The sequence below is a fragment of the Acetobacter syzygii genome (assembly GCF_000964225.1).
In the GTDB taxonomy this organism is placed as follows: Bacteria; Pseudomonadota; Alphaproteobacteria; order Acetobacterales; family Acetobacteraceae; genus Acetobacter; species Acetobacter syzygii.
Genome location: NZ_BAMZ01000021.1, coordinates 75,405 through 101,113, shown reverse-complemented (window position 1 = coordinate 101,113; position 25,709 = coordinate 75,405). Strand labels below are relative to the sequence as shown.

The 25,709-nt window shown below is 56.4% G+C and carries 21 protein-coding genes and 1 tRNA gene; 15 read left to right on the top strand and 7 right to left on the bottom strand.

What is annotated here, in order from left to right; translation table 11 throughout:
* Window positions 1-43 precede the first annotated feature (43 nt).
* The 4 genes from Absy_RS08605 (at window position 44) to Absy_RS08590 (ending at window position 4,815) form a co-directional block, all read left to right on the top strand.
* Window positions 44-1,246 carry a pyridoxal phosphate-dependent aminotransferase gene (locus tag Absy_RS08605; protein WP_048854362.1) on the top strand — a complete coding sequence of 401 codons (1,203 nt, stop codon included), beginning with the start codon at window positions 44-46 and terminating at the stop codon, window positions 1,244-1,246.
* 3 nt (window positions 1,247-1,249) lie between these two features.
* Complete coding sequence (locus Absy_RS08600) at window positions 1,250-2,455, top strand: pyridoxal phosphate-dependent aminotransferase (protein ID WP_048854329.1); 1,206 nt, start codon at window positions 1,250-1,252, stop codon at window positions 2,453-2,455.
* 94 nt (window positions 2,456-2,549) lie between these two features.
* Window positions 2,550-2,942: a hypothetical protein gene (locus Absy_RS08595; RefSeq protein WP_245614783.1), complete on the top strand. Its 393-nt coding sequence runs from the start codon at window positions 2,550-2,552 to the stop codon at window positions 2,940-2,942.
* A gap of 955 nt (window positions 2,943-3,897) precedes the next feature.
* Complete coding sequence (locus Absy_RS08590; RefSeq protein WP_245614782.1) at window positions 3,898-4,815, top strand: DMT family transporter; 918 nt, start codon at window positions 3,898-3,900, stop codon at window positions 4,813-4,815.
* Between the two features lie 89 nt (window positions 4,816-4,904).
* Here the strand turns inward: Absy_RS08590 and Absy_RS08585 are convergent, their stop codons facing one another.
* Window positions 4,905-5,942, bottom strand: coding sequence for an ABC transporter substrate-binding protein (locus tag Absy_RS08585; protein ID WP_048854326.1), 1,038 nt, complete (start codon window positions 5,940-5,942; stop codon window positions 4,905-4,907).
* Between the two features lie 361 nt (window positions 5,943-6,303).
* Here Absy_RS08585 and Absy_RS08580 point away from each other — a divergent pair.
* Window positions 6,304-6,379: transfer RNA gene (locus tag Absy_RS08580), tRNA-Asn, on the top strand.
* Window positions 6,380-6,539: 160 nt separating this feature from the next.
* Here the strand turns inward: Absy_RS08580 and Absy_RS08575 are convergent.
* The 3 genes from Absy_RS08575 to panC form a co-directional block, all read right to left on the bottom strand.
* Window positions 6,540-6,854 (bottom strand): addiction module antidote protein, encoded by a 315-nt coding sequence (locus Absy_RS08575; RefSeq protein ID WP_048854324.1) that lies wholly within the window; start codon window positions 6,852-6,854, stop codon window positions 6,540-6,542.
* Between the two features lie 153 nt (window positions 6,855-7,007).
* Entirely contained in the window at window positions 7,008-7,358 is a 351-nt protein-coding gene (locus tag Absy_RS08570) for a RidA family protein (RefSeq protein ID WP_048854323.1), read from the bottom strand.
* 40 nt (window positions 7,359-7,398) lie between these two features.
* Entirely contained in the window at window positions 7,399-8,238 is an 840-nt protein-coding gene (panC, locus tag Absy_RS08565) for a pantoate--beta-alanine ligase (RefSeq protein WP_048854322.1), read from the bottom strand.
* Window positions 8,239-8,422: 184 nt separating this feature from the next.
* On the opposite strand from panC, the gene dnaE reads away from it, so the two are divergent.
* The 8 genes from dnaE (at window position 8,423) to parC (ending at window position 20,373) form a co-directional block, all read left to right on the top strand.
* Window positions 8,423-11,842, top strand: coding sequence for a DNA polymerase III subunit alpha (gene dnaE / locus Absy_RS08560; RefSeq protein ID WP_048854321.1), 3,420 nt, complete (start codon window positions 8,423-8,425; stop codon window positions 11,840-11,842).
* Between the two features lie 3 nt (window positions 11,843-11,845).
* Complete coding sequence (locus Absy_RS08555; protein WP_048854320.1) at window positions 11,846-13,222, top strand: anthranilate synthase component I family protein; 1,377 nt, start codon at window positions 11,846-11,848, stop codon at window positions 13,220-13,222.
* Window positions 13,219-14,025, top strand: coding sequence for an aminotransferase class IV (locus Absy_RS08550; protein ID WP_146802601.1), 807 nt, complete (start codon window positions 13,219-13,221; stop codon window positions 14,023-14,025). The genes Absy_RS08555 and Absy_RS08550 overlap by 4 nt, the downstream gene beginning before the upstream one ends.
* A gap of 159 nt (window positions 14,026-14,184) precedes the next feature.
* Window positions 14,185-15,291, top strand: coding sequence for a Rieske 2Fe-2S domain-containing protein (locus Absy_RS08545; RefSeq protein ID WP_048854318.1), 1,107 nt, complete (start codon window positions 14,185-14,187; stop codon window positions 15,289-15,291).
* Between the two features lie 163 nt (window positions 15,292-15,454).
* Window positions 15,455-16,243 (top strand): 30S ribosomal protein S2, encoded by a 789-nt coding sequence (rpsB, locus tag Absy_RS08540; RefSeq protein ID WP_048854317.1) that lies wholly within the window; start codon window positions 15,455-15,457, stop codon window positions 16,241-16,243.
* A gap of 129 nt (window positions 16,244-16,372) precedes the next feature.
* Window positions 16,373-17,278, top strand: a complete 906-nt coding sequence (gene tsf / locus Absy_RS08535; RefSeq protein ID WP_048854316.1) for a translation elongation factor Ts — start codon at window positions 16,373-16,375, stop codon at window positions 17,276-17,278.
* Window positions 17,279-17,317: 39 nt separating this feature from the next.
* Complete coding sequence (recO, locus tag Absy_RS08530; protein WP_048854360.1) at window positions 17,318-18,076, top strand: DNA repair protein RecO; 759 nt, start codon at window positions 17,318-17,320, stop codon at window positions 18,074-18,076.
* A gap of 86 nt (window positions 18,077-18,162) precedes the next feature.
* Entirely contained in the window at window positions 18,163-20,373 is a 2,211-nt protein-coding gene (parC, locus tag Absy_RS08525) for a DNA topoisomerase IV subunit A (protein ID WP_048854315.1), read from the top strand.
* Between the two features lie 31 nt (window positions 20,374-20,404).
* On the opposite strand, the gene Absy_RS08520 is transcribed toward parC, so the two are convergent.
* The 3 genes from Absy_RS08520 to Absy_RS08510 all read right to left on the bottom strand — a co-directional run bounded on the left by Absy_RS08520 (window position 20,405) and on the right by Absy_RS08510 (window position 22,682).
* Window positions 20,405-21,178 carry an arginyltransferase gene (locus Absy_RS08520; protein ID WP_048854314.1) on the bottom strand — a complete coding sequence of 258 codons (774 nt, stop codon included), beginning with the start codon at window positions 21,176-21,178 and terminating at the stop codon, window positions 20,405-20,407.
* A gap of 75 nt (window positions 21,179-21,253) precedes the next feature.
* Window positions 21,254-22,258: a porphobilinogen synthase gene (gene hemB, locus Absy_RS08515; protein WP_048854313.1), complete on the bottom strand. Its 1,005-nt coding sequence runs from the start codon at window positions 22,256-22,258 to the stop codon at window positions 21,254-21,256.
* A 160-nt stretch (window positions 22,259-22,418) separates the two neighbouring features.
* The gene (locus Absy_RS08510; RefSeq protein ID WP_146802603.1) at window positions 22,419-22,682 is read right to left on the bottom strand and encodes a hypothetical protein; all 264 of its coding nucleotides are present in this window, start codon (window positions 22,680-22,682) and stop codon (window positions 22,419-22,421) included.
* Window positions 22,683-22,812: 130 nt separating this feature from the next.
* On the opposite strand from Absy_RS08510, the gene glyA reads away from it, so the two are divergent.
* Together glyA and Absy_RS08500 are read left to right on the top strand one after the other, a co-directional pair.
* The gene (gene glyA / locus Absy_RS08505) at window positions 22,813-24,102 is read left to right on the top strand and encodes a serine hydroxymethyltransferase (RefSeq protein ID WP_048854310.1); all 1,290 of its coding nucleotides are present in this window, start codon (window positions 22,813-22,815) and stop codon (window positions 24,100-24,102) included.
* Between the two features lie 266 nt (window positions 24,103-24,368).
* Window positions 24,369-25,661, top strand: coding sequence for a DEAD/DEAH box helicase (locus Absy_RS08500; RefSeq protein ID WP_048854309.1), 1,293 nt, complete (start codon window positions 24,369-24,371; stop codon window positions 25,659-25,661).
* Window positions 25,662-25,709: the final 48 nt, after the last annotated feature.

Below are 25,709 nucleotides of genomic sequence, written 5' to 3'. Positions count from 1 at the left end.
GTGGTGGGTGCCTTACAATATTGTGTCGGAAAGTAAGAAAACCATGAGCCTTGTTGCTGACCGCCTGAACAGGATCAGCCCTAGCCAGACAATCGTCATTTCAACGCGTGCGCGCGCGCTGAAGGCCGAAGGGCGGAATATTATCAGTCTTTCCGCGGGTGAGCCGGACTTTAATACCCCGGACAACATTGCTCAGGCTGCCATAAAGGCCATTGCAGAAGGGCAGACCCGTTATACGGATGTGGCGGGTACACCTGAATTGCGCAAAGCCGTGGCAGAACGCTTCCGGCTTGATAGCGGTCTGGATTACACGCCTGAGGAAATTATTGTTTCCACCGGTGGTAAGCAGATTATCTACAATGCCATGATGGCAACTCTTAATCCGGGGGATGAGGCCATTATTCCCGCCCCCTGCTGGGTGTCCTACCCGGATATTGTCACATTGGCTGAGGGCGTGCCCGTAGTGGTACCCTGCAAGCGCGAAAATGGTTTTAGGTTGCAGGCGGAGGAGTTGGAGGCAGCGATTACGCCACGCACCAAATGGCTGTTCCTGAACTCGCCATGCAACCCCACAGGTGTTGCCTATTCCGCCGAGGATCTGCGACCGCTGTGCGATGTGCTGCTGCGCCACCCGCATGTGTGGATTTTTACGGACGATATTTACGCCAAACTGGCATATGATGGCTTCCGCCCTGCCACTTTTGTGGAAGTGGAACCCCGCCTGCGTAGCCGCACAGTAACCATGAACGGTGTTTCCAAAGCCTACGCCATGACAGGGTGGCGGATTGGCTTTTCTGGCGCGCCGGTGGAACTGACCAAAGCCATGAACAAGTTGCAGGGCCAGTCCACCTCCAACACCTGCTCCATTGCGCAGGCCGCGGCGGTGGAAGCTCTTACAGGTCCGCAGGACTTTATTCAGACCATGGTGGACACCTATCAGGGGCGTCGTGACATGGTGGTAAGCATGATCAACCAGGCCAAAGGCATGGAGTGTGCGGTGCCGCAGGGGGCATTTTATGTGTTCCCATGTATTGAAAAATGTCTGGGAAAAACCTCTCCAGGTGGAAAACTTCTGAATACGGACGAAGATTTTGTAACCGCCCTGCTGGAAGAGGAAGGCGTGGCCGCCGTGCATGGCTCTGCCTTTATGTATCCGGGGTATATGCGCATTTCCTACGCTACGGATACGCAGAGCCTGCGGGATGCCTGCACCCGTATCCAGCGTTTTTGCGAAAGTCTGCTGTAAGCCATGTCCCGGAGTTTTGCACACCGCCTGAATGGTCTGCCCGCCCCCGCAACCATAGAGATGGCCCGGCGCGCCCGGGCACTCAAGGCGGAAGGGCGGGCGGTTATTTCGCTCGCTCTGGGGGAGCCGGATTTTGCAACGCCTCCAGCAGTGGTGGAGGCGGCGCATCAGGCCGCGTTAAACGGGCAGACCAAATACCCACCAGTGGATGGTACGCCCGCACTCAAGGCGGCTATTGCCCGTAAATTCGCGCGGGAGAACGGGCTGGATTACACGCCTGAGCAGATTATGGTCTCCAACGGCGGTAAGCAGGTCATCTTTAACGCGTTTATGGCAACCCTTAATCCGGGGGATGAGGTCGTTGTACCAACGCCCTACTGGGTGAGTTACCCGCTGATTGCCCGCATGTTTGGGGCAACGCCGGTTTTTGCGCCCTGCGCGGAAGAAGATGGTTTTAGGCTCCGGGCCGATGTTCTGGCGCAGGCTCTAACGCCGCGCACGCGCTGGGTTGTGCTGAATTTTCCCAACAACCCTACGGGTGCCATATGTCCGGCGGAAGATCTGGCGGAAATCGCAAAAGTTTTGCGTGCATACCCCGATGTCTGGATTTTGTCGGACGAGATTTACGAACATCTGGTGTTTGAAGGCGGGCGTTCGGCTTCTATTGCTGCTGTGGCACCAGACCTTAAAGACCGTATCATTACGCTCAATGGTGTTTCCAAAGCCTATGCCATGACCGGGTGGCGGGTTGGTTTTGCCGGGGGGCCTGCGGATATTATTGCCGCCATGCGCGGCGTGCAGGGGAATGCTACATCTGGCGTTTGTTCCATTGCACAGGCGGCTGCGGCTGCCGCACTGGATGGGCCACCAGACCTGATCAGCACAATGGTCGCAACATATAGCCGCAGGCGTACTGCCGTTGTGCAGGCGTTGCGCGCCGTGCCGGGGCTGACCTGTGCCATGCCAGAGGGCGCATTTTATGCTTATCCGGGCGTGGCTGGCTGCCTTGGTCGCACAACAGCTGGTGGACGGCGGATAGACACGGACCATGACTTTGCAACCGCTTTGTTGGAAGAAGAGTTTGTTGCGACTGTTCCCGGTTCTGCCTTTGGCCAGTCCCCCTACCTGCGCCTGTCCTGCGCGACATCGGATGATGTGCTGGCCGAGGCCTGCACGCGTATGGCGCGGTTTGTAAGCGGGTTAAAATAGGGGGTTATAGACTGGGAGCCATAAGTATCTGATAAGCAGAGTTCTTATGTTGTGCCGCCTCTTCGTGGAGATCATGAGGCGGTCCTTCATCAACTTGGATTTTATCGAAGCAAGTTATCAGGCTTATGACCTTTGTGAGGTCACCCAACTGATCAATACCTTTTTGGGTGCCTTCATTCATCCTTTTGAAAAATCGGCCAAAGGGAAGGAATTTATCAGGCACTTCAGAGGAAAACCTCCACCGATACCCTTTGAATCCGAGGCAGCGGGGACGCTCAATTATCTAGAATTCATCTATTTTGTAAGGCATGCCTTGGCCCATGGCGATCTGCATTACAATCCCAATAAGATCAAACAAATCGAATCAATTACTCTTTGGAATGCGAAGCACAAGGAAAAACCGATCAGGATTACCGTATCCATACAGGATATGAGATATTTTTTATTTGATTTCAAAAAGTGCTTTGACCAGATTTATAAAATATAGCCTGATTAAAATAAGGAAGTGTATTTCAATGTTTTTCCGTAATCAGGAAAAACATTGCTGAAAAACCTGTTTTCCCATACGTTGGGAACTGGCGTGTCGTAGCGCCTTTTCACTCGAGGTCGCCCCCTATGTCGGGTGGCCTGCCTAATGCAACACCCGGCTTTCGAGCCAAGGCGGTGAATGGGGGCACTCATTCCATCGCCCAAGGGAAATAAGCAGGGCGTGCCTATACCTCGTGTGAACACGCTACGACCCGCCCGACGCCAGGGATGACGTTGATGCTTAATATTGCTCGTCGTAGGGCAAAAACACGAGGTCAATCAGTTATGAGAGATTTTTTATTAAAAATATTATCTAAAATAGGTATTCTTTATAATAGAAAGGAACCTGTCACCCGTTTTCAGTAGGTGATATGGTTCGCGTCTATACCGGCTGGCCCAGAAACTACGATCTTGATTTCGTTGGAGAGATTGAGGACATTAGAACTGATATTGTTCCTGAAGATGAAGGACTTCCTTATCGGGAACAGCATCGGTTTGGGATCAAACTGCCCCATGCTGGAATATATTATTTCAGCGAAGCCGAGATAAAGAAAACACATCACGCCAGACGGAAGTGAATTCCATCACATGAAGTTAAATGTGGTAGGTTGTGTTACGCAATATAACCTACCACATTGCAGAATAATTCAAGAGGCTGAATGTAATTCAGGTTTTTTGTCATCTACTTGTTTTTCTGCTTTTGGATGCGTTTTAACTGCATTGGAAGGCACACGGCAGAATGATGGAAATGAGGCACATATAGCTTTGATATCAAATTATCCTCTTTAAAGAGTAAGGAGGGTTTGCCTTGTCGGGGTTTGTGGTTCCAAGTATACCACCCTATAAAACAAGACCCAGCCAGAATAAAAACAGGTCCGCCGCTGCCAGAAAAGCCGGGACCGGGAGCACCAGACTTGCCTGACCAGTCCCTGCCTGTGCGGGAAAAAATAGCGTTCCGTACCTTCTCGCGCGAGGAATGGGCGCTGGTCTGTATTACCGTCCTGTGGGGTGTTACGTTTCTGGTCGTGCATACGGCCATGCGCTATACGGGGGCGATGTTTTTTGTAGGGCTGCGTTTTACCACGGCGGCCCTGCTCTCCATGCTGCTGTTCCGCCGGTTGCTACTGGACCTGACCTTGCGTGAGGTGCGTGCGGGGGCCTGTGTGGGAGTGGCCATTTTTTTTGGCTATGCGCTGCAAACTGTTGGGCTGGGGAGTATTTCCAGCAGTCAGTCCGCTTTTATTACAGCCATGTATGTGCCTGTGGTGCCGTTTTTGCAGTGGTTTTTTTTCCGCAGGCCGCCGCATCTTATGGTCTGGCTTGGGGTGCTGTTTGCTTTTTGTGGTCTGGTGCTGCTGACCGGGCCACAGGCCATAACCCATCTGCGCCTCCAGTTTGGTGAGGTCGTTACCCTTGTCAGCACCATTGCCATTGCCATGGAGGTTGTGCTGATCAGCCGCTTTGCTTCCCCCGCCATCAATAGCTTTCGGGTCGCTATTGTGCAGTTGTTTGTGGCGGGGCTTCTGGCTTTTGCAGCCATGCCCGTTATGGGGGAGCATGTGCCAGCCTTTGCGTGGTGGTGGGTTGTGCCCGCTCTGGGCCTTGGGGTCATGAGTGCCGTTATTCAACTGGTTATGAACTGGGCGCAAAAAACTGTATCCCCCACCCGGGCAACCCTCATTTATGCAGGGGAGCCTGTGTGGGCCGGGCTGGTTGGGCGTTTGGCGGGCGAATACCTGCCTGCGCGGGCTTTGGTGGGGGGAGCGCTGGTTATTCTTGGTGTTCTGGTCAGCGAGGTGCGCCTGCCTAGCAAACAGCAGCGGCAGGACTAGGCTTTTTTGTAATGTATGGTGCCTAACCTCATACGTAGTCCATTCGTCCGGAGTGGCGTAGTCTTTGCCAATAACTCGGGACGTTACAGTTATTCGTGCAGAACGTTGAGCGTATAGCGGTGTGCGAGGGCAGTGGAATCTTCCTCCTCCCCCAGCATTCCCACAAGTTGGAGTTCGTCGCAGTACTGGGCAATCTGTTCGCGCAGCGCGTGGCCGACAAGCGGGTGGATGGTTGGTTCGTTGTGCAACATGTTGCGGGCACTGGTGGCAGGCAGGCCTGCTGCGTTATCTGCAATAAGGGTTGCGGCATCATCTTTGTGGGTGTTCACCCACAAGGTTGCCTCGCGCAGGGCCATAACCAGTGCCGTTGCGGCTGTTGGGTCATGTTCCTGCGCTGTGTCCGCAACACCCAGAATAAGGCTGGTGCGTGCGGCATAATGCCCGGTATCGCTGCCGACCAGTTCGTATAAAAGGTCGGGGTGGTTCTGGAGTAAAATCCACGCATCAGCATCATGCGTGACCACCGCATCTATTTTCTGGTCATGGAGTGCCTGTTCTATCTGCTGGATTGGCAGGTCAATCCAGTTGATGTGGTTGAGCGCATCCATGCCTTTACGGCGCATCATAATACAAAAGAACAGCTTGTCTGCTGCATTCTGGTCGGGCACGGCTACGTTGCGGCCCATAAGCTGGTCCAGCCGTGTAATACCGCTGCTGCGGCGGACCAGCAGGCGGCGACTGCCCGATTGCACCCCCATAACCAGATGGGCAGGCAGGCCAGCATGTAAGTGCTGGAGCCATGTTAGTGCGGGGGCAAGTGCATAGGCAGTCTTTTGATGGGCGAGGGCATCCAGCGCCTCCTGCCCGTTATGGATGTTGGGCAGGGGGTCCACGTCCAGATTGTACTGGGCAAAAAAATTCTTTTCCAACGCAGCAGCAAGCACGGGGGACATGCTGGCTTCCGGCCAGCCGATCTTGAGCTTGCGGTAAACACCATCGGGTTCTTTGCGTGGTGTTCTGGGTTTGTGGTGGTGGGTAAGCAGGGCAAAACCACCAGCAATGGCGCAACCTCCGGCCCCCCAGAACAGGGCACGGCGCGGAAATGAAGGGGGAACAGGTGCGCTCATGTCTTTTTCTTTACACCGAGTTGGCAGTGGTGTCCCGGTTAAGGGGAGGAGAAAATGAAAAAAATCCCTGTTGGGTTCTTGTGCCGCGATGATGTTTTGGATGCGCAGACACGCATGGACCGGTGCCGAACAGTCTTTTACTTCCCTGCTTTTAAGGCCATGGGGGCAGGGGTGGGTGAGGAGGCGATCATTCAGTTACAGGTGGCTTTTGGAGGAGGGTTTAAATTAACATTTTGTAATATAAAAAGGGTCTTGCACCCTCAAAGGGTTGCCGTTATACACCCTTTCAGCAACACAGAGCGCCACGGGTTGAGAAATTCTGGGTGACACTATGTTGCTAAGTGGTTGAAAAAATTATTATTCCCGAATAGCTCAGTTGGTAGAGCAAGCGACTGTTAATCGCTGGGTCGTAGGTTCGAGTCCTACTTCGGGAGCCACCACACATCTCTCCACACAATTAAAAAATTCAAGCCGTCTGCCTTCTGCGCAGGGACTGGTTGTACTTTTATTGTATGCAAGTGGTGTCTTTTCGTCTCCTGCGTTCCCCTTGCACCTACATAAAAATCATGGCGGGTTCGGGCATAAAAGCCTTATCTGTTAATGGGATTTCTGTTTGGCATCTTCTGCCGTTGGGTGAAAAATTGCCTGAATACCAAGGGCTTTCATAATACCCATAAGGGTTGATAAGCTGGGATTCCCCTTGTCGGAAAGAGCCTTGTAAAGAGCCTGGCGGCTGATGCCTGCCTTGTTTGCTGTCTCTGCCATGCCCTGTGCCTTGGCTATAGCTGAGAGTGCTTGGGTGAAGGCGGGTATATGGCCGTTCTTCCAAGCCATGTTGAGCTGTTCTTCCTGAACGCGCCGTTTTTGTGCGGCTGCTGCGCTGTGCAGGGCGGTCTGTTCTGTTTCCTTCATGGTTGGTCTTCCAAAGTCCGCGGCATGTATGTGTTGCTGGGAAGGAGGCACTGGCAGCGACCCGGCGCTTGTGGCCGGGTTATTGTTGCATGCTTGCCATAAGGTCTGCACAAATCGAACAGGCTGGCTGCCAGAGCTGTCTATTGGTTTTTTTTAGGGTAATGCCGCAATGCCGGTTAATTCCACTTTCCATGATGGGTCAGCAAGTTTGGCTTGTACGGTTGCGCGGGCAGGTTTGTTGTTTTTGTCCAGCCAGTCGTCCCATGCGCGGTTCATGGCGGCCATGTCGTTCATGTCTGATAGAAAAATCTGAACGGAAATCAGGCGACTTTTATCCGTGCCTGCTTTGGCAAGCAGGGCATCGACCTGGCGTAGAATGTCCGCCATCTGCCCTTGCGCATCAAGCGAGGCATCGTCAGCAATCTGCCCTGCCAGATAAACCAGTCCGTTGTGAATGACCGCACCGGTCAGGCGTTCTTCCGGGTCCAGGCGGGTTATGCTCATCGTGTTTTTCCTTGTGTTGCAGGTTGGTGGTTTTATGGGGTTACGTAACAGGCATATTATCAATCAGGCGAATTTCTCCCAGACTGGCGGCAACAAACAGGCGTGTGCCCGGTGTGGCTGTCTGGGCTTCCTTCAATGTATCCCCCATGCGCAGGTCCAGATAATGCACGTCAAATCCATGAATTTTCAGGTTTTCGCGGCATGTTTGCAGGCAGGTGGCAACAGGTTTGCCTGTTTGAAGGTCGGTAATGCAGGTTTTTAATGCAGTGGGTAGCGCGCTAGCCTGCTCGCGTTGTGGAGGGGTTAACCTGCGATTGCGTGAGGATAGGGCAAGTCCATCCGCTTCGCGCACGGTGGGGACGGGGATTATGCGCACGGGCAGGTCAAGGTCGCGCACAAACCGGTGGATCAGGCAGAGCTGCTGGTAATCTTTTTCACCAAAAGCAGCAACACTCGCCCCGGTCTGGAGCAGCAGTTTGGTCACAACCGTTGCTACGCCATCAAAGTGCCCGGGCCGGTCCGCGCCACACAGCATCTCATCAAGGCCGGAGACCATAATGCGCGTTGCAAACCCCGGTGGGTACATGTCGGCCTCATCGGGGGCATAGAGCACATCTACTTTGCCAGTGTTTTGCAGCAGGGTTGCATCCGCTTCCAGCCCGCGTGGGTAAAGTTGGAAGTCCGCTGCGTTGTTGAACTGGATGGGATTGACAAAAATGGTCACAATCCGGCGTGTCACCACACCATCCAGTGCGTTAACAAGGGCCAGATGCCCAGCATGGAGCGCGCCCATTGTGGGAACAGTGCCAATAGTTGCCCCTTCTGTACGCCATTGGGCAACCTGTGTGGCAAGCTCTGTTCTGGATCTGATAATCCGCATGAAATATCCTGAAAAACAGATGAACACCCATGGGGGGAATACACCCCAGAGCGTGAAAGTGCTGTAGTCTAGTGCTGATCGGTATGTGTTTCCAGTCGCGGGGGCTGGGTGGAGTGGCGCGGTTACATCCGATTTAAGTCTACGCAATCGGTGGAGAGGGGGGCTGCCTGTGCTATAGAGGGGTATGTCCTACGCTGATTTTGTTCATCTTCGTGTGCATTCTGCTTACTCCTTGAGTCAGGGTGCGATCCGTGTGCCGGAAATTGCTGCTCTGGCGCAGGAAATGCGTATGCCTGCCGTGGCTATTGCCGATTCGGGCAATTTGTTCGGGGCACTGGAATTTTCACAGTACTGCACAAAAAGTGGCATTCAGCCTATTATTGGCGCGCAGATTGGCCTGCCAGCCCGTAACGACAAACCGGGCGCACCAGCCGAGCCGGTTGTGGTGTTGGCGCAGAATGAGGTGGGGCTGGCCAATCTTCAGTTCCTTTCTTCCCAAGGGTTTAAAACATCCGACCCGTCCGACCCGTTTGTTAGCATGGACGTGCTGTGCGAACGGGCAGAAGGGCTGTTTTTGCTGACTGGTGGCACACGTGGCCCCGTATTCCAGATGTTGGCCGAAGGGCAGAAGGACGAGGCAACCCGCTGGCTTGCCAGAATGCACGAAGCTTTTAATGACAGGTTGATTGTCGAGTTGCATCGCCACGGTCTGGCTATGGAAAAAGCGGTGGAACCGGGCGTTCTGGCATTGGCCAGCCAGTTTGGCTTGCCCCTTGTTGCCACAAACGAATGTTTTTTCCCCAAGCCGGAAATGTACGAGGCGCATGACGCCCTTGTCTGTATTGCTCAAGGCCGGACCATGGCGGAAAAAGACCGCTTCCGCGTAACGCCCGAGCACTGGTTTAAACCGCCACAGATGATGCGCGCCTTGTTCGCGGATCTGCCCGATGCGTGCGACAACACGCTTGAAATTGCCCGGTGCTGCGCGGTCAAGGTGGAAACGCGCAAGCCCCTGCTGCCAGTATGCCCCAAGGTGCGGGAGGGCGCGACGGAGGATGAGACCCTGCGCGCCATGGCAAGGGAAGGGCTGGAGCGCCGCATGTCCACCATGCAGCTCGATGAGGAATTGCAGACCCGCTACCGCGAGCGCTTGGCGTTTGAATTGGATATTATCTCCAAAATGGGGTTCCCCGGTTACTTTATGATCGTGGCGGACTTTATCCAGTGGGCCAAAGCGCATGATATTCCCGTGGGGCCGGGGCGTGGGTCGGGTGCTGGTTCGCTGGCGGCATGGGCCTTAACCATTACGGATATTGACCCCATTCCCTTTAACCTGCTGTTCGAACGGTTCCTTAACCCCGAACGTGTGTCCATGCCTGACTTTGATATCGATTTCTGTCAGGACCGACGGGACGAGGTCATTGCATATGTCAGGCGCGAATATGGGGCCGACCGTGTAGCCCAGATTATTACCTTTGGTAAGTTGCAGGCCCGCGCAGCAGTGCGGGACGTGGGGCGCGTTCTGGGGTTGCCGTATGGCATGGTCAACCGCGTGGCGGAGCTTATTCCCAACAATCCAGCAAAGCCTGTAACGCTCAAGGAAGCCATAGCAGGCGAGCCAAAATTGCAGGAAATGCGTGATAATGACGAGGCATTGCGCAGACTGCTTGAAATTGCCCAGCAACTGGAAGGGCTGTTCCGCCACGCCAGTACCCACGCCGCAGGGGTGGTGATCGGGGATCGTCCGCTGGTCGAACTTGTGCCGCTGTACCGAGACCCCAAGAGCGATACGCTGGTCACCCAGTATAACATGAAGTTTGTTGAACAGGCCGGTCTGGTCAAGTTCGACTTTCTGGGGCTGACCACGCTGACCATCCTTAAACGGGGTGTGGATTTTATCCAAAAAATGGGCAAAACGGTTGATCTGGCAAGCATTCCCCTGAATGACGGCCCAACATACGATATGCTCAGCCGGGGGGATACGGCAGGCGTATTCCAGTTTGAAGGCGCGGGTATGCGCGATGTTCTCAAACAGATGCGCCCGACCCGACTGGAAGATCTGATTGCGGCCGTTGCACTTTACCGCCCCGGTCCAATGGCCAATATTCCCGATTACTGCCGCCGTAAACATGGTGAGGCATGGGAGCCACCGCACGAGGAAATCCGCGATATTCTTGAAGAGACTTATGGCATTATGGTCTATCAGGAACAGGTTATGCAGATTGCCCAGAAAATGGCAGGCTATAGTCTGGGTGGAGCCGATCTGCTCCGCCGCGCCATGGGTAAAAAGATCCGGGCGGAAATGGACCACCAGCGCGAGATCTTTACCAAAGGCGCAACCGGGCGCGGCATAGACCATGACAAGGCGGTGGAGGTCTTTGACCTTATGGCCAAGTTTGCGGACTATGGTTTTAACAAATCCCATGCCGCGGCTTATGCTTTGGTTTCCTATCAGACTGCATGGATGAAGGCCAACCACCCTGTGGCCTTCCTTGCTGCCTGTATGTCCCTTGCGCGCGAACGGACGGAAAAGCTGGCAGCCCTACGGCAGGAAGCCGAGCGTATGGGCATTACCGTTCTTCCGCCCGACATCAATCGCTCAGAAGCGGATTTTGCCGTTGAGGTTCTGCCCAATGGGGAATATGGCATCCGTTACGCACTGGCTGCGATTAAAAAAGTTGGTTTTAGTGCCATGGAAGTTCTGGTCGAAACCCGTGGCAACACGCCTTTTGCCGATCTGGCAGACTTTGCAAGCCGCATTGACCCCAAGCACATCAATCGTATGCAAATGGAAAATCTGGCTAAAGCTGGTGCATTCGAATGCCTGGATAAAAACCGCGCACGGGTTTTCCATTCAGCGGATGCCATTTTGCGCCGGGCGCACAGTCAGGCGCAGGAGGCGGCATCGGGGCAGATCGGTCTGTTTGGGGGCGGAGGAGAAAAGGAGCCTCTGCGTCTGGCCGATGGGCCGGACTGGCCTGAGTTTGAAAAATTGGCGATGGAAGCGGAGGCTATTGGTTTCCACATGACAGCGCACCCGCTGGATTCCTATGGGCCGGTGTTGCGCAAGCTGGGGGTAGTCAAATCCTCGCAGCTTTTGTCTGTGGCGGAAGCAGGTGTCGGGCGGGTTAAAATTGCAGGTTGCGTTGTGGACCGCAAGGAACGTCCAACCCGCACGGGGAACAAAATGGCATGGGTGCGCCTGTCCGATGCTACGGGTGGGTGCGAAGTGACCGTGTTTTCCGAAGTGTTGGGGCGGGTGCGCGAAAGTTTGGTAGCCGGGCGGGCCGTGCTGGTAACAGCCGAGCTTAAGCTGGAGGGGGAGGCCATGCGCATAACCGCGTCCGACATTGTGGAACTGGAGCAGGCTGCTGCGCAAGGCCAGAGCGAAATGCGGATATGGCTGGATAAGGAGGAGGCCCTGCCTGCCCTGCAAACCGTGCTGGGTGAACAGAAAGGAGGGGCAGGGCGCATTGTGCTGCTTCCCGGTGTGGCGGAAAGCTGCGATGTGGAAATCCGGTTGCGGGGAGGGTACAAGGTTACACCACTGCTTGGGCAAAAACTGCGCACACTGGCAGGTATTTCCCGCGTGGAGCAGGTCTGAGGCATGGCATGGGTGCAGCCACTGGCATGGCGTAACCCGGATGTGGTGCTGGCCATGTGGGGGCAGGCACCGTGGTGTGCTTTTCTCGATAGTGGCGGAGAGCTGGATGGCCGTAACCGCTGGCAGATTTTTTGCCATAATCCATGCCATACCCTTCATGTTTTTACAGACAGGGCAGAACTGGATGGCGCGCCCATAGTGCACGGTTCACCACAGGACGTTATGCAAACCCTGCGGATAATACTGCAAAAATTTACGCAGACTGTGCCTGAAGGGGATGTGCCTTTTTGTGGTGGTTGGGTTGGCTTGGCCAGCTATGCGTTTGGTATGGCGGTGCAGGGCGTGCCAACCCGCCATGTGGCCGGGGAAGAGCCGCTTTTTTCCGCCGCTTTTTACAATCATGCTTATGTATGGGATCGCCAGAACAAACGTGTTTTTCTGGCAGGGCTAACGCAGGGTGGGTTGTCTGCTCATGCACGGGGCAAGGCTTTGGCGGCATGGGCGGCTTTGCCCGAACAGGCTCCTCCCCCTCCTGTTGTGGGGCCTTTGATCCTGCATCCCAGCTACAGCGATGCCAGCTACCGCCATGTGGTGGAGCAGGCGCGGCAGTATATTGCCGCGGGCGATATTTTTCAGGTCAACATAACCTGCCAGCATAGTGCGGCTTTGCCGCCTTGTGTGCGGAGTAGCGACCTGTACCGTAAGCTCAGGCAGGTTGCACCCGCCCCGTTTGGTGCTTTTTTGTCTTGTGGTCGGGATTTTTCTCTTCTTTCCTGCTCGCCGGAACGGTTTTTGCAGGTTGATCGCCACGGGCAGGTGGCAACACGCCCCATAAAAGGCACAGCCCCCCGCGGGCAAACCCCGACCGAAGACCAGCATCTGGCCCAGCGTCTGGCAGCGGACGATAAGGAACGTGCGGAGAACCTGATGATTGTGGACCTGATGCGCCATGACATAGGGCAGGTAGCACAGGTTGGTAGCGTGCAGGTGCCCCAGCTCTGGGTGGTGGAGCGGTTTGCGCATGTGCATCACCTCGTTTCGGAAGTGCAGGGGCGTCTGCTGCCGGGGCGCGATGTGTTTGACCTGCTGCTGGCAACACTGCCGCCGGGGTCTGTAACGGGTGCGCCCAAGCACCGTGCCATGGCGATTATTGACGAGCTGGAAAATACGCCACGTGGTGCTTATTGCGGCACAGTCTTTTGTATTGGTGTGGATGGGCGGATGGATAGTTCCGTAATTATTCGCAGTTTTGTGGCGCAAGGCGGTCAACTGCGTATTGGCACAGGTGGTGGGATTACCATTTTGTCCGACCCGCAGAAGGAATATGAGGAAATGCGGCTTAAACTGGCACCATTTGTTGTCTTTGCGGAGGGTGTGTGATGTTTGTCTGGCTCAACGGTGCCATTTGCGCCCAGCACGAGGCCCGGATAAGCCCGGCGGATCGAGGCTTTACTCTGGGCGATGGACTGTTTGAAACCATGCGTGCGGTTGGTGGGCAGGTTGTGCATCTGCCCCGCCACATGGCGCGGCTGGCAGCCGGGGGAAGTGTGCTGGGGCTGACTGTGCCCACAGAGGAATGTGTGGAACAGGCAGCAAAAGCCTTGCTGAGTGTCTGCGGTCTGGAAGATGCCGTGTTGCGGTTGACTGTGGCACGGGGGGAAGGACCAAGGGGGCTGTTGCCCCCTGTGCATGGGCAGCCAACAGTTCTGCTGACTGCCGTGCCGGGAGAATTTGCCGTATCATCTGTGCGGGTGATAACCAGCCGCCTGATCAGGCGGGATGAGGCATCCCCGTTATCTTATATTAAAAGCCTGAATTATCTGCCCGGCATTCTGGCCCGGCAGGAGGCCGAGCAGGCCGGGGCGCAGGATGCGCTTTTGCTCAACACGCAGGGGCGGGTGGCGGAAAGTACAATCAGTAACCTTGTTCTGGCAACCGATGCCGGATTGGTAACGCCTCCAGCAGCAGAGGGTGCTTTGGCAGGTATTGCCCGCCTGCGCCTGCTGGAAAAAGGTGTGGTGCAGGAAGCCCCGGTGCACCCTGCGGCTTTGCATTGCGCGCGGGGGGTATGGCTGGTTAACTCCCTTTCGCTCCGGGTGGTGGAGCGTGTTGATGGGCAGCAAATGCCGGATGCGGATGAGCAGACGGCCCGTCTGGCGGATTGCCTGCGGCAGGTTGCATAAAACTGGTTTGATTTATGCCCTTTTCGTCTGGAAGGCAGACATGCGATGATAAGGGCTTGTGCAGATCGGGCGGAATGCTCAATCGTGCGCCATTCCCTTTCAGGCCGGAATAATGTGCATCGGAAGAGCCGGTCTGTGGTATTCTGACGAGGTGAAACCATGCAACAGGCAACAACCACCACGGAGCAGCAGGCGGAGCGGGCCAATGCCCCCCGCTACGATCTGAGGCAGATCGATGTTGACCCCAACTTCTGGTATCCTGTGGCATGGTCCAGCAAGGTGCGGCCGGGCAAGGCATTTGCTGCGCAGTTTGCAGGCCACCCCATTGCGTTGATCCGCCCCGAATACGGTCCGGTTTATGCGCTGGAAGACCGCTGTGCCCACCGGCAGGTGCCGCTAAGCAAAGGCGTTGTGGACGATAAAGGGTGCGTTAAATGCTGCTATCATGGCTGGGCGTTTGACCGGCAGGGCAAGTGCGTGACCGTACCATACCTGAACAAGGAGGGCGTTGGCCGCCCGGTCAAGGCATATCCGTGCCGGGAAAAAAGCGGGCTGATCTTTATTTTCCCCGGCAACCCGGATCTGGCTGACAAGGTGCCCGTGCCGGACATAGCGCAGGTTGGTAACCCCGAATACAAAACCCGCCAGTTCAGCCCGCGTCTGAAGTGCCATTATACCTTCATGCATGAAAACCTGATGGACATGAACCACCAGTTCCTGCACCGCAGGCAGATGGGGTCCATTACCGCCCGTTTTCTGGGGCAGGACAAGGGCGATAACTTTATGGAAGCGCGCTACAGCTTTGCCCGCAAGGGCGGCAACCAGCCGCTGGCCGAAGCCCTGATTTTTGGCAAACACCATGATGATGGCCGGGAGCAGCCTGTGGAGGAGGTGGTATCCATCCGTACCACTTACCCGTACCAGACTCTTCAGATCCACGATAAGGACGGAGATCTTATTATGGACCTGTGGGCCTGTTATCTGCCCTTGGGGGAAACCCAGCAGGTTACGCAGGCGTTTGGTCTGCTGTCCGTTAAAAAACCCAAATGGACTTTTTTGCTGGATATGGCGTGGCCTGTGCTCGGCCTGTTCACACATCGCATTTTTGAAGAAGATCGCGAGATTGTGGAAATGGAGCAAAACGCATGGCGTGAACTGGGCGGAGACCACAATGTGGAGGTGTTCCCGGTGGTTAAAAGCCTGCGGGACCTGCTGGCACGCAGTGGTGTGCCCAACCAGTACGCCAAACCGCTGGAGCAGGGCTGAACCCATATTTTGGCCTTGCCTGTGGGGCCAAAAAACGCCATATAGAGCCGCCCCGGCGTCTTGCGGGGGTATAACACACGCGAGGCCATACACCTCTGGTGCCCGGTCCAATGGCTGGGTGGTGTCTCGCGGAGGTTTAACCAGTTAGGTAGGAATACGCCCCATGGCGATGCCCGATTTCACACTGCGCCAGCTGCTTGAAGCTGGTGTTCACTTTGGTCACCACACCCGCCGCTGGAACCCGCGCATGGCGCCGTTCCTGTTTGGTGTTCGTAACCAGGTTCACATCATCGACCTTCAGCAGACCGTTGGCCTGCTTGACCGCGCCCTTAAAGCGATTCGTGATGTTGTGGCCGGTGGTGGCCGCGTTCTGTTCGTTGGCACCAAGCGCGCCGCACAGGACCCGATTGCAGAAGCAGCACGCCGCTGCGGCCAGTACTACGTCAACCATCGTTGGCTGGGTGGTATGCTCACCAACTGGAAGACCATTCAGGGTTCCATCAAGCGCCTGCGCCAGATTGAAGAAACGCTCGAAGGCGCAACTTCCGGTCTGACCAAAAAGGAAGTGCTGGAACTGACCCGCCAGCGTGACAAGCTGGAACGCTCCCTCGGCGGGATCAAGGAAATGGGTGGCCTGCCCGACGTGCTGTTCGTGATCGACACGAACAAGGAAAAGCTGGCCATTGAAGAAGCCAACAAGCTGGGTATTCCGGTTGTGGCCATTCTGGACAGCAACTCCGACCCCCGCGGCGTGACCTACCCGGTCCCCGGTAACGATGACGCCATTCGCGCCATTGGCCTGTATTGTGACCTTGTTTCCGCTTCCGTGCTGGACGGTATTTCCGCCGAGCTGGGTGCGGCTGGGCACGATGTGGGTGCTTCTGAAGAACTGCCGGTTGAGCCTGCTCTTGCAGCCGCTCCGGTGGCTGAAGAAGCTCCGGCAGCCGGCTGAAGCCTTTAAAAACAGCCCGGTCCAGACCGGGCTGTTTTTTTGCATGAAGTGCCTGTTTTTTGCAGGCAATGGAATGTTCTGCCGCGCGCCCTGCCAAGGGCGCGTTGCGGTTTTCTAAGGAGTAGGAATATGGCGGAAATTACCGCTGCACTGGTCAAGGAACTGCGCGAAAAAACCGGCGCAGGCATGATGGATTGCAAAAAAGCGCTGAACGAAGCGCAGGGTGATATTGAAGCCGCCATTGACTGGCTGCGCACCAAGGGCCTTGCCGCAGCAGCCAAAAAGTCTGGCCGTGTTGCAGCAGAAGGTCTGGTGGCCGTTGCCTCTGGCGACAAGGTTGCCGCCATGGTGGAAGTCAATGCAGAAACCGACTTTGTTGCCCGTAACGAAGCATTCCAGAACTTTGTGGAATCCGTTGCCAAAGTAGCGCTCAAGGTTGGTGAAGATCTGGAAGCCATTAAGGCCGCTACGCTGGACACGGGCCGCACCGTGGCTGATGAGCTGACGCACCTGATCGCCACCATTGGCGAAAACATGACCCTGCGCCGCGCGCGCGTGTTCACCGTGCCGTCTGGCGTTGTGGCAACCTACGTGCATGGTGCCCTGCGCCCTGGTCTGGGCAAGATTGGTGTTCTGGCAGCTATTGAAGCTCCGACGGCTGATGAAGCTATTGAACAGCTTGGCCGTCAGGTTGGGATGCACGTTGCAGCTACCCGTCCGTCCGCTCTGGATGTCAGCAGCCTGAATCAGGAAGAAGTCGAGCGTGAACGCGCTGTTCTGATCGAACAGTCCCGCGCATCCGGCAAGCCCGAAGCCATTATTGAAAAAATGGTCGAAGGCCGTATCCGCAAGTTCTATGAAGAAGTTGTTCTTCTGGAGCAGGTATGGGTGCACGATGGCGAAAGCCGCGTGAAGGACGTTGTTAAAAAAGCTGGTGTTAAACTGGCTGGTTTTGACCGCTTCCATCTGGGCGAAGGCATTGAAAAGACCGTTGATGACTTTGCTGCGGAAGTGGCAAAGGTTTCCGGCGTCTAAGACCGGGTCTTTTGGATGTTGAACAAGGGCGGGACTTCTCTGGAAAGGGAGGCTCCCGCCCTTGTTGTTTTTGTGGCACCACAAGGCGAGAGCGGCACACGGGTTCACTTACTGACTGAGGAAGATGGGCTGGTGCGGGCTTTGGCTTATGGCGGGGCCAGCCGTGCAGGGCGCGCCTTGTGGCAACCGGGGAATGTGGTTAAGGCTAGGCTTGTGCAACGGAGCGAGGGCGCACCGCTGCGTGTTTCAGGCGAAGTGCTTTATGGCTGCGCTGCGCGTATTTTAAGTATGCCACTGGCACTGGCCATGATGCAGTCTGCCTGCGTGCTGGTCGATGCAACCCTGCCTGAAGGCGAACCATGCCCGGCATTTTTTGGTGCCACGCTCACGTTGCTGTCTTTCATCGGGTATGACCCGGATGTGGCTGAACGGGTGGGATTACCAAATTATATTGAGTGGGAACTGGCACTGCTGGACGTGCTGGGTTTTGGGCTTGATCTGCGCGCCTGCGCGGTAACCGGGCAAACGCACGGGCTTGCCTATGTTTCCCCCCGCACAGGGCGTGCGGTCAGCGCGGAAGGCGCAGGCGCGTGGAAAGACCGGCTTTTACCACTCCCGGCTTTTTTGCACGATCCTACAAATGCAGGGAGTTGGGCAGACTGGTTGGATGGTTTGCGCCTGAGTGGATATTTTTTGGCGCGGGACGCATTTGGGCAGCGGCATCAACCCTTGCCTGCGGCACGGCAGAGGCTGCTTGCACGCGTTGAAAAACTGGTTGCAGGGCACAACACGGACTGAAGTGCGCGCCAAGGCTGGCACAACTGGGCCTGTGGCGGTATGTCTGTGGCAAATCACATATCGCACCGTTTTTTCTGGGGCAGAGCATGAACGAGACATTTGAAGGCCATATTGAGGAGACAAAACTGGCGGATGCGCTAAGCGAGCGTTATCTGGCCTATGCTTTGTCCACCATCATGTCGCGCTCTCTGCCAGATGTGCGCGATGGGCTAAAGCCTGTTCACCGGCGGCTGGTTTACGCCATGCACCAGCTTAAGCTGGACCCGGCTTCGGGGTTCAAAAAATGCGCACGCGTTGTGGGGGACGTTATTGGTAAGTTCCATCCACATGGTGATGCCTCGGTGTACGAAGCACTGGTGAGGCTTGCACAGGATTTTGCTGCCCGTTACCCGCTTGTGGAAGGTCAGGGCAACTTTGGCTCGATCGATGGTGATAACGCCGCCGCCATGCGTTACACGGAAGCACGCCTGACCGAGGTGGCCGTAGCCCTGCTGGACGGGATAGAGAGTGACGCCGTGGATTTTCGGCCCACCTATGATGGTGAGGAGCAGGAACCCATTGTGCTGCCTGCGGCTTTTCCCAACCTGCTTGCCAATGGTGCTGCGGGTATTGCCGTGGGTATGGCGACCAGTATTCCCCCCCATAATGCTGCCGAGGTCTGTGCCGCTGCGGCTTTGCTGGCACGTAAACCCGCCTCCACAACGCAGGACCTGCTGGCCCTTATGCCGGGGCCGGATTTTCCTACCGGTGGGCTGATTGTTGAGGATGCTTCTGCCATTTTGCAGGCATACGAAACGGGGCGTGGTGGTTTTCGTATGCGGGCGCGCTGGGCTGTAGAGCAGGGGCGGTTTGGCACGTGGCATATTGTGGTGTCGGAAATTCCGTATCAGGTACAGAAATCCCGCCTGATCGAGCAGGTGGCGGATCTGCTGGAGCAGAAAAAACTCCCGCTTCTGGGCGACATCCGTGATGAAAGTACGGACGAGATCCGCCTGATTCTGGAGCCTAAAACTCGTGGTATTGAACCCGAAGTGCTGATGGAAACCCTGTTCAGGGCAACACCGCTGGAAAGCCGTTTTGCCCTGAACATGAACGTACTTGGCGCGGACCGCTCCCCCGGTGTGCTGGGGCTTAAACAGGTTCTGCAGGCATGGCTGGACCACCGGCACGAGGTACTGGAGCGCCGTAGCCGCCACCGCTTGGCTGCCGTGGAGCGGCGGTTGGAAATTCTGGCTGGCTTTTTAATTGTTTACCTCAATCTGGATGAGGTTATTCGGATTATCCGCGAGGAGGACGACGCCAAAGCCAGCCTGATTGCCACCTTCGGGCTGACGGACATGCAGGCGGAATCTGTGCTGAATATGCGTCTGCGGAGTTTGCGCCGGTTGGAAGAAATGGAAATCCGTAAGGAGCATGACGCACTCTCGGCGGAAAAAGCCAGCCTTGTCGGTCTGCTGGGGGATGAAAAACTGCGCTGGAAGCAGATCGGGCAGGAACTGGACAAAATGGTCAAGGTGTTTGGCAAAGGGCGTGTTGGGGCCCGGCGCAGCACCATTCTGTCTGCGCCCAAGCCGGTTGATATTTCGGTTGTGGAAACCGTGGAACGTGAGCCTTTGACCATGATCCTGTCCCAGAAAGGGTGGGTCAGGGCCATTAAGGGCCATAATGTTGATCTGGATAACCAGAAGTTCAAGGAAGGCGATGGGCTTAAGCTGGCTATTCCCTGCCAGAGTACGGACCGGCTGTGCTTTTTTGCAACCGATGGCCGTGCCTTTACCGTAAAGGGGGCCGACCTGCCGCGTGGGCGCGGTGATGGCCAGCCGGTGCGCCTGCTGATAGAGCTGTCCAATGATGAGGAGCTTCTGGCGGTATTCCCCTTGGAAGAAGGGGGCAAACGTCTGGTGGCGTCCAGTGCCGGGCGCGGCATGGTGGTAGAGGATGACGCTCTGGTGGCCGAAAAGCGGTCGGGGCGGCAGGTGCTTAACCTCAAGGGGGATGAGTCCGCCCAGTTGTGTATTCCAGCACAGGGTGACCATGTTGCCGTTCTGGGGGACAACCGGCGGTTTTTGATTTTCCCACTGGATCAGCTTCCGGTTATGACGCGTGGCCTTGGTGTGGCACTGCAAAAATATGCAGATGGAGGCCAACTGCGGCAGGCTGTGGTGTTTGCCGCAGAGGATGGGCTGGTCTGGCCGGGAACGGTACGCTGCCGTTCCATGGCGGATTTGCAGGACTGGCTGGGCAAGCGCGCCAGTGTTGGCAAGCTGGCCCCTACATGGGCCAATAAAAAGGGCTAATTCTGGCGCGGCGTGCTTGCCAGGCGGCTGGTCAGAATAACGGAGCGTCTGGGAATAAACCGCAGCGCTCTGTGTTGACTGGCTGAGTGGGGTCCAGTGTACGCCAAGCATCCTGCCGCAGGATTTCTGCCGGGCGGAAGCCGCTTTTATAGGCCATTTTGGGGCTGCCTGGAATCCAGTAGCCCAGATAAAGGTAGGGCCGGCCAAGCAGGAACGTCTGGCGGATAAGAAAAAGAATGACGTAAACCCCCAAGGAGCGCATGGGCTGGCTTGGGTCGTAAAAACTGTATACGGCGGAAAGCCCATCATCCAGTGTGTCGGTCAGGCTGACTGCAACCAGTTTTTGGTCGGGGGTACGGAATTCTATAATTTGCGTATCGACTGTGGTTTCTTCCACCATAATCCGGTAATCGCGCGGGCTCATGCCCGCCATTTCACCATCCGCATGGCGGGTGCTCAGGTAACGGTGGAAGAGCGTGTACTGCTCGCTGGTTGCTGTTGGGGGCAGGAGCGTAGCGGTCAGGTCCGCATTACGGTTGCCAATGCGTTTTTGTGTACGGCTGGGGGTAAAATCCGCAACGGGCAGGCGGATGGGGATGCAGGCCGAGCAGCCTTCGCACAATGGCGCATAGGCCAGCGTGTGACTGCGGCGGAAACCCGCACAGGACAGGCGGCTATGCAGTGTGTCTGCATCAGGAACAGAGAGATCAGCCAGAATTTTGCGTTCCATGCGCGCCGGTAAATACGGGCATGGCTGTGGGGTGGTGGTGTAAAAAAACTGCGGGTTACGCAGTGGAGACGTCATGGTCGGCAATCCCGGATGCGTGGCGGGCTGGTGTTATGCCAGTCCGCCTTACCCGGCATAGGCCAGGCTGTGTGGTTACAGGCCCGATCTTTCCCGAATATGCTGTGCGGCTTCAATGGCAAAATACGTTAACACGCCATTGGCACCTGCACGGCGGAAGGCCATAAGACTTTCCATAATGGCACGGTCGCGGTCGAGCCAGCCATTGTTGATGGCTGCCATAAGCATCGCATATTCTCCAGAGACCTGATACGCAAAAGTCGGCACACTGAAGGTATCTTTCACCCGGCGGATAATATCCAGATAAGGCATACCGGGTTTGACCATGACCATGTCAGCCCCTTCGGCAATGTCCATCTCGACTTCACGCAGCGCTTCGTCACTGTTGGCCGGGTCCATCTGGTAGGTTTTTTTGTCCCCTTTCAGCAGACCGCCAGAACCAAGGGCATCGCGGAACGGGCCATAGAATGCCGAGGCATATTTGGCGGAATAGGACATGATACGTGTGTTGATCAGCCCATTCACGTCCAGATCCTGGCGGATGGTGCCAATGCGGCCATCCATCATGTCTGATGGGGCAATAATATCCACCCCTGCAATGGCCTGATTAACAGCCTGCTGGGCCAGAATCTGCACCGAGGCCTCATTGACGACATAGCCATTTTCGATCACCCCATCATGCCCATGGCTGGTGTAGGGGTCGAGTGCCACATCCCCGATCAGGGCGAGGTCAGGGAATTCTTTTTTGAGCAACCGTGCTGCGCGGCACATCAGATTGTCCGGGTTGAGCGCTTCTTTGCCGGTTTCATCCCGTGCTTCGGACGGGGTGATGGGGAACAGGGCAAGAGCGGGGATACCCAGCTTTGCAGCAGGCTCAACATGTTTGGCCAACCGGTCGAGTGTTACGCGGTGCGCGCCGGGCATGGAGGATACTTCGGTTGTGGCACCCGTACCTTCCATGAAAAAAATCGGCCAGATCAGGTTGCTGATGCCCAGTGAATTTTCGGCAACCAGGCGGCGTGTCGCATCGTCAAACCGGTTGCGGCGCGGGCGGGTCAAAGGGAAACGACCTGCCATCATGGGCGGGATCTCCTTGCACGGTGTTCGCCACGGAGCGGGGTATTGGCCCGGTTGAACATGGCAGAACAAACAGGGGTGAATAAGACGTGGCGGAGTATGCGCTCCTGCCCATGTTATGCAACCCCGGAGCAGCAGGGAGCAGCTCCGCGTGGAACGGTGCTTAAGAGCCGGATTTGCGAATCCGGACCAGTCCGGCCCTTAAATGTATGGAGCCGGATGTATGGAACCGGGGGGTGGAGCAGGCGGGGGGAGGTTGCGCCATGCCGGGGTGGTTTGTGGCGGTATGTTTTTTCCCTGCTGTTGTTTGCGGTTTATCCAAAGGCAGACCGCGTGTAAAAGCGGGATCAGCCTGAATGGGAGCGAGGTTCTGCCGTGTTGGAATTTTTCTCCTGTCAGGGGCGCGTGGAACGGGGTAAGAGACCATCCAGTGCTTCTGTCTGCTATAATGCAGGCTCCGGTGCAGTCTGGCTGGAGTGTGCTGGAACCATTGACCGCTATCTGCCGCCCGGCAGGCATGTTGCCAAACGACAGTTTGATTTTGAGGGAACACCCGAATGAGCCACACGGATCTGGACCGTTTTTTTCATGCGCCCCTGACCCAGACGGATCCGGACGTTGCGTCCGCCATTGCCGCCGAGCTGACCCGCCAGCAGGATGGCATTGAGCTGATCGCCAGCGAAAATATGGCCTCCGAGGCCGTTTTGCAGGCGCAGGGCAGTGTGCTGACCAACAAATATGCAGAAGGTTACCCCGGTCGCCGTTACTATGGTGGCTGCGTGGAAGTGGACAAGGTGGAAATCCTTGCCATTGAACGGGCTAAAACTCTGTTTGGCGCGGCTTTTGCCAATGTGCAGCCCCATTCTGGTGCCAATGCCAATCAGGCGGCCTTCATGGCCATGGGCAAGCCGGGCGATACGGTGCTGGGGATGAGCCTTGCCGCTGGTGGCCACCTGACACACGGCGCAGCTCCCAACTATTCTGGCAAATGGTTCAATGCCGTTCAGTATGGCGTGCGCCAGCAGGATGGGATGCTGGATTACGAACAGATGGAAAGCCTTGCGCGTGAGCACAAGCCGTCCATTATTGTGGCTGGTGGGTCTGCTTACCCGCGGATTATCGATTTTGCACGCTTCCGCCGGATTGCGGACGAAGTGGGCGCACTGCTTATGGTGGACATGGCACACTTTGCCGGTCTGGTGGCAGCAGGTCTGTACCCCAACCCGCTTGAATATGCGGACATTGTTACCTCCACCACGCACAAAACCCTGCGTGGCCCCCGCGGCGGCCTGATCCTGACCAACAGCGAAGCTCTGGCCAAGAAGATCAACTCCGCCGTGTTCCCCGGTTTGCAGGGCGGCCCGCTCATGCATGTTATTGCCGGTAAAGCCGTTGCTTTTGGCGAGGCCCTGCGCCCCGAGTTCAAGGAATACCAGAAGGCCGTGCAGAAGAACGCAGCGGTTCTGGCCGAAGTGCTGGTTGAACGCGGGTTTGATATTGTTACGGGTGGTACGGATTCCCATCTGCTGCTCGTTGACCTGCGGCCCAAAAAGGTTACCGGCAAGGCCGCCGAGCAGGCGCTGGAACGTGCAGGCATTACAGCCAACAAAAACGCCATTCCGTTTGACCCGGAAAAACCCGCCATTACCTCTGGCGTGCGTCTGGGCAGCCCGGCGGCAACGGCGCGTGGCTTCCGCGAGGAAGAGTTCCGTCAGGTTGGGGAAATGATTGACGAAGTGCTGACAGCCCTTGCCGCTTCCGGCGGTGAAGGTGATGCAGTCGTTGAGAACGCTGTGCACGAACGGGTTAAGACCCTGTGCGCACGCTTCCCCATTTATGCGCGGTAATTCGCCTTAAAAACTGGGTGTGTCAAAAAGCGTGGGAGGTTTTCTCCCACGCTTTTTTTATTGCCTGTTTCCCTGGTGCCATCACCGTTTGTGGGGTGTGGCGGTGGCCGATCGCACAAAGGGGCAGGGGATGGAGGCAGATAAAACGCACCGCGTCTTTTTTGCGCGTTGACGTGGCACAACACCCCCCGTAATGCTCTGCCTTCCCGAACCCAGCGAAGCCCGAATAGGCGCAGCCTGATTAGCGCCGGAGGCGCTGTGTGATCATGCCCACAACATTTACCGACCTTAATCTGACCCAGCCCCTGCTCAATGCTCTGGCGGAGGAAGGGTACACGAAGCCCACCCCCATTCAGGCCCAGTCCATACCGTTGCTGCTGCAAGGCCGCGACCTGCTGGGTATGGCCCAGACGGGTACAGGCAAAACAGCAGCTTTTGCCTTGCCCTTGCTGCACCGTCTGGCACAAACACCCCGCCCGGCCCCCAAGGGAGGGGCCCGCGTGCTGGTGCTGGCTCCCACGCGGGAACTGGTCTCCCAGATTGCGGATGGGTTTGAAAGTTTTGGCCGTTACCTCAAGCCACGTGTGACAACCATTTTTGGTGGTTTCGCCCAGATACATCAGGTGAATGCCCTTAAGGATGGTGTGGATATTATTGTTGCAGCACCGGGGCGTCTGCTTGACCTGATTGAACAGGGGCTTTGCGATTTGTCCCAGTTGGAAGCACTGGTGCTTGATGAGGCCGACCAGATGCTGGATATGGGGTTTGCCAAACCGATTGAGCGTATTGTTGCAACCCTGCCCAAGGAGCGGCACACGGTGCTGCTGTCGGCAACAATGCCAAAATCCATTGCGGCTTTGGCCGAAAGTCTTTTGCAAGACCCGGCCAAGGTTGAAATTGCCCCCCCATCGACGACGGTTGACCGGATTGAGCAGTCGGTCATGTTTGTGAACGCTGCGGACAAAAAGGACGCGCTCCTGTCCCTGCTGCAAACACCGGGTATGGGGCAGGCTGTGGTTTTTACCCTGCAAAAGAACATTGCCAACGAGGTCTGTGCCTTTATTACCGAAGCGGGCATGACCGCCGAAGCCCTGCATGGCAACAAATCCCAGGGCCAGCGCGAACGTGCGCTGGAGGCCTTCCGCACGGGTCATGCGCAGGTTCTGGTTGCAACGGATATTGCCGCCCGTGGCATTGATGTGGATACGGTGACGCATGTTTTTAACCACGATCTGCCCAGCCTGCCCGAAAGTTATGTCCACCGTATTGGCCGGACAGGCCGCGCGGGGCGGAGCGGTTTTGCCATTACCTTGTGCGATGCCGAGCAAAGAGCATGGCTCCATGCTGTAGAGCGCGAAATTGGGCGTGGTCTGGACGTGCAGCGCGATCATCCATGGCATTCGGATGCTGCCCAGAATTCCACCATGCGTCCACCTGTGCTGGGTGGCGGGCCGGTCAAGCAGGTCAAGCCGCAGCAAAAGCGTGAGCGTAAGGTCTGGACCGAGGAAGAAAAAATGGCAGCCCGCGCAGCCGCCCAAAAAGCACAAGCCGCAGGCTGATTACGCTGCATAAGGTCAGGGGCGCGGCTTTACTAGCCACATATTTGC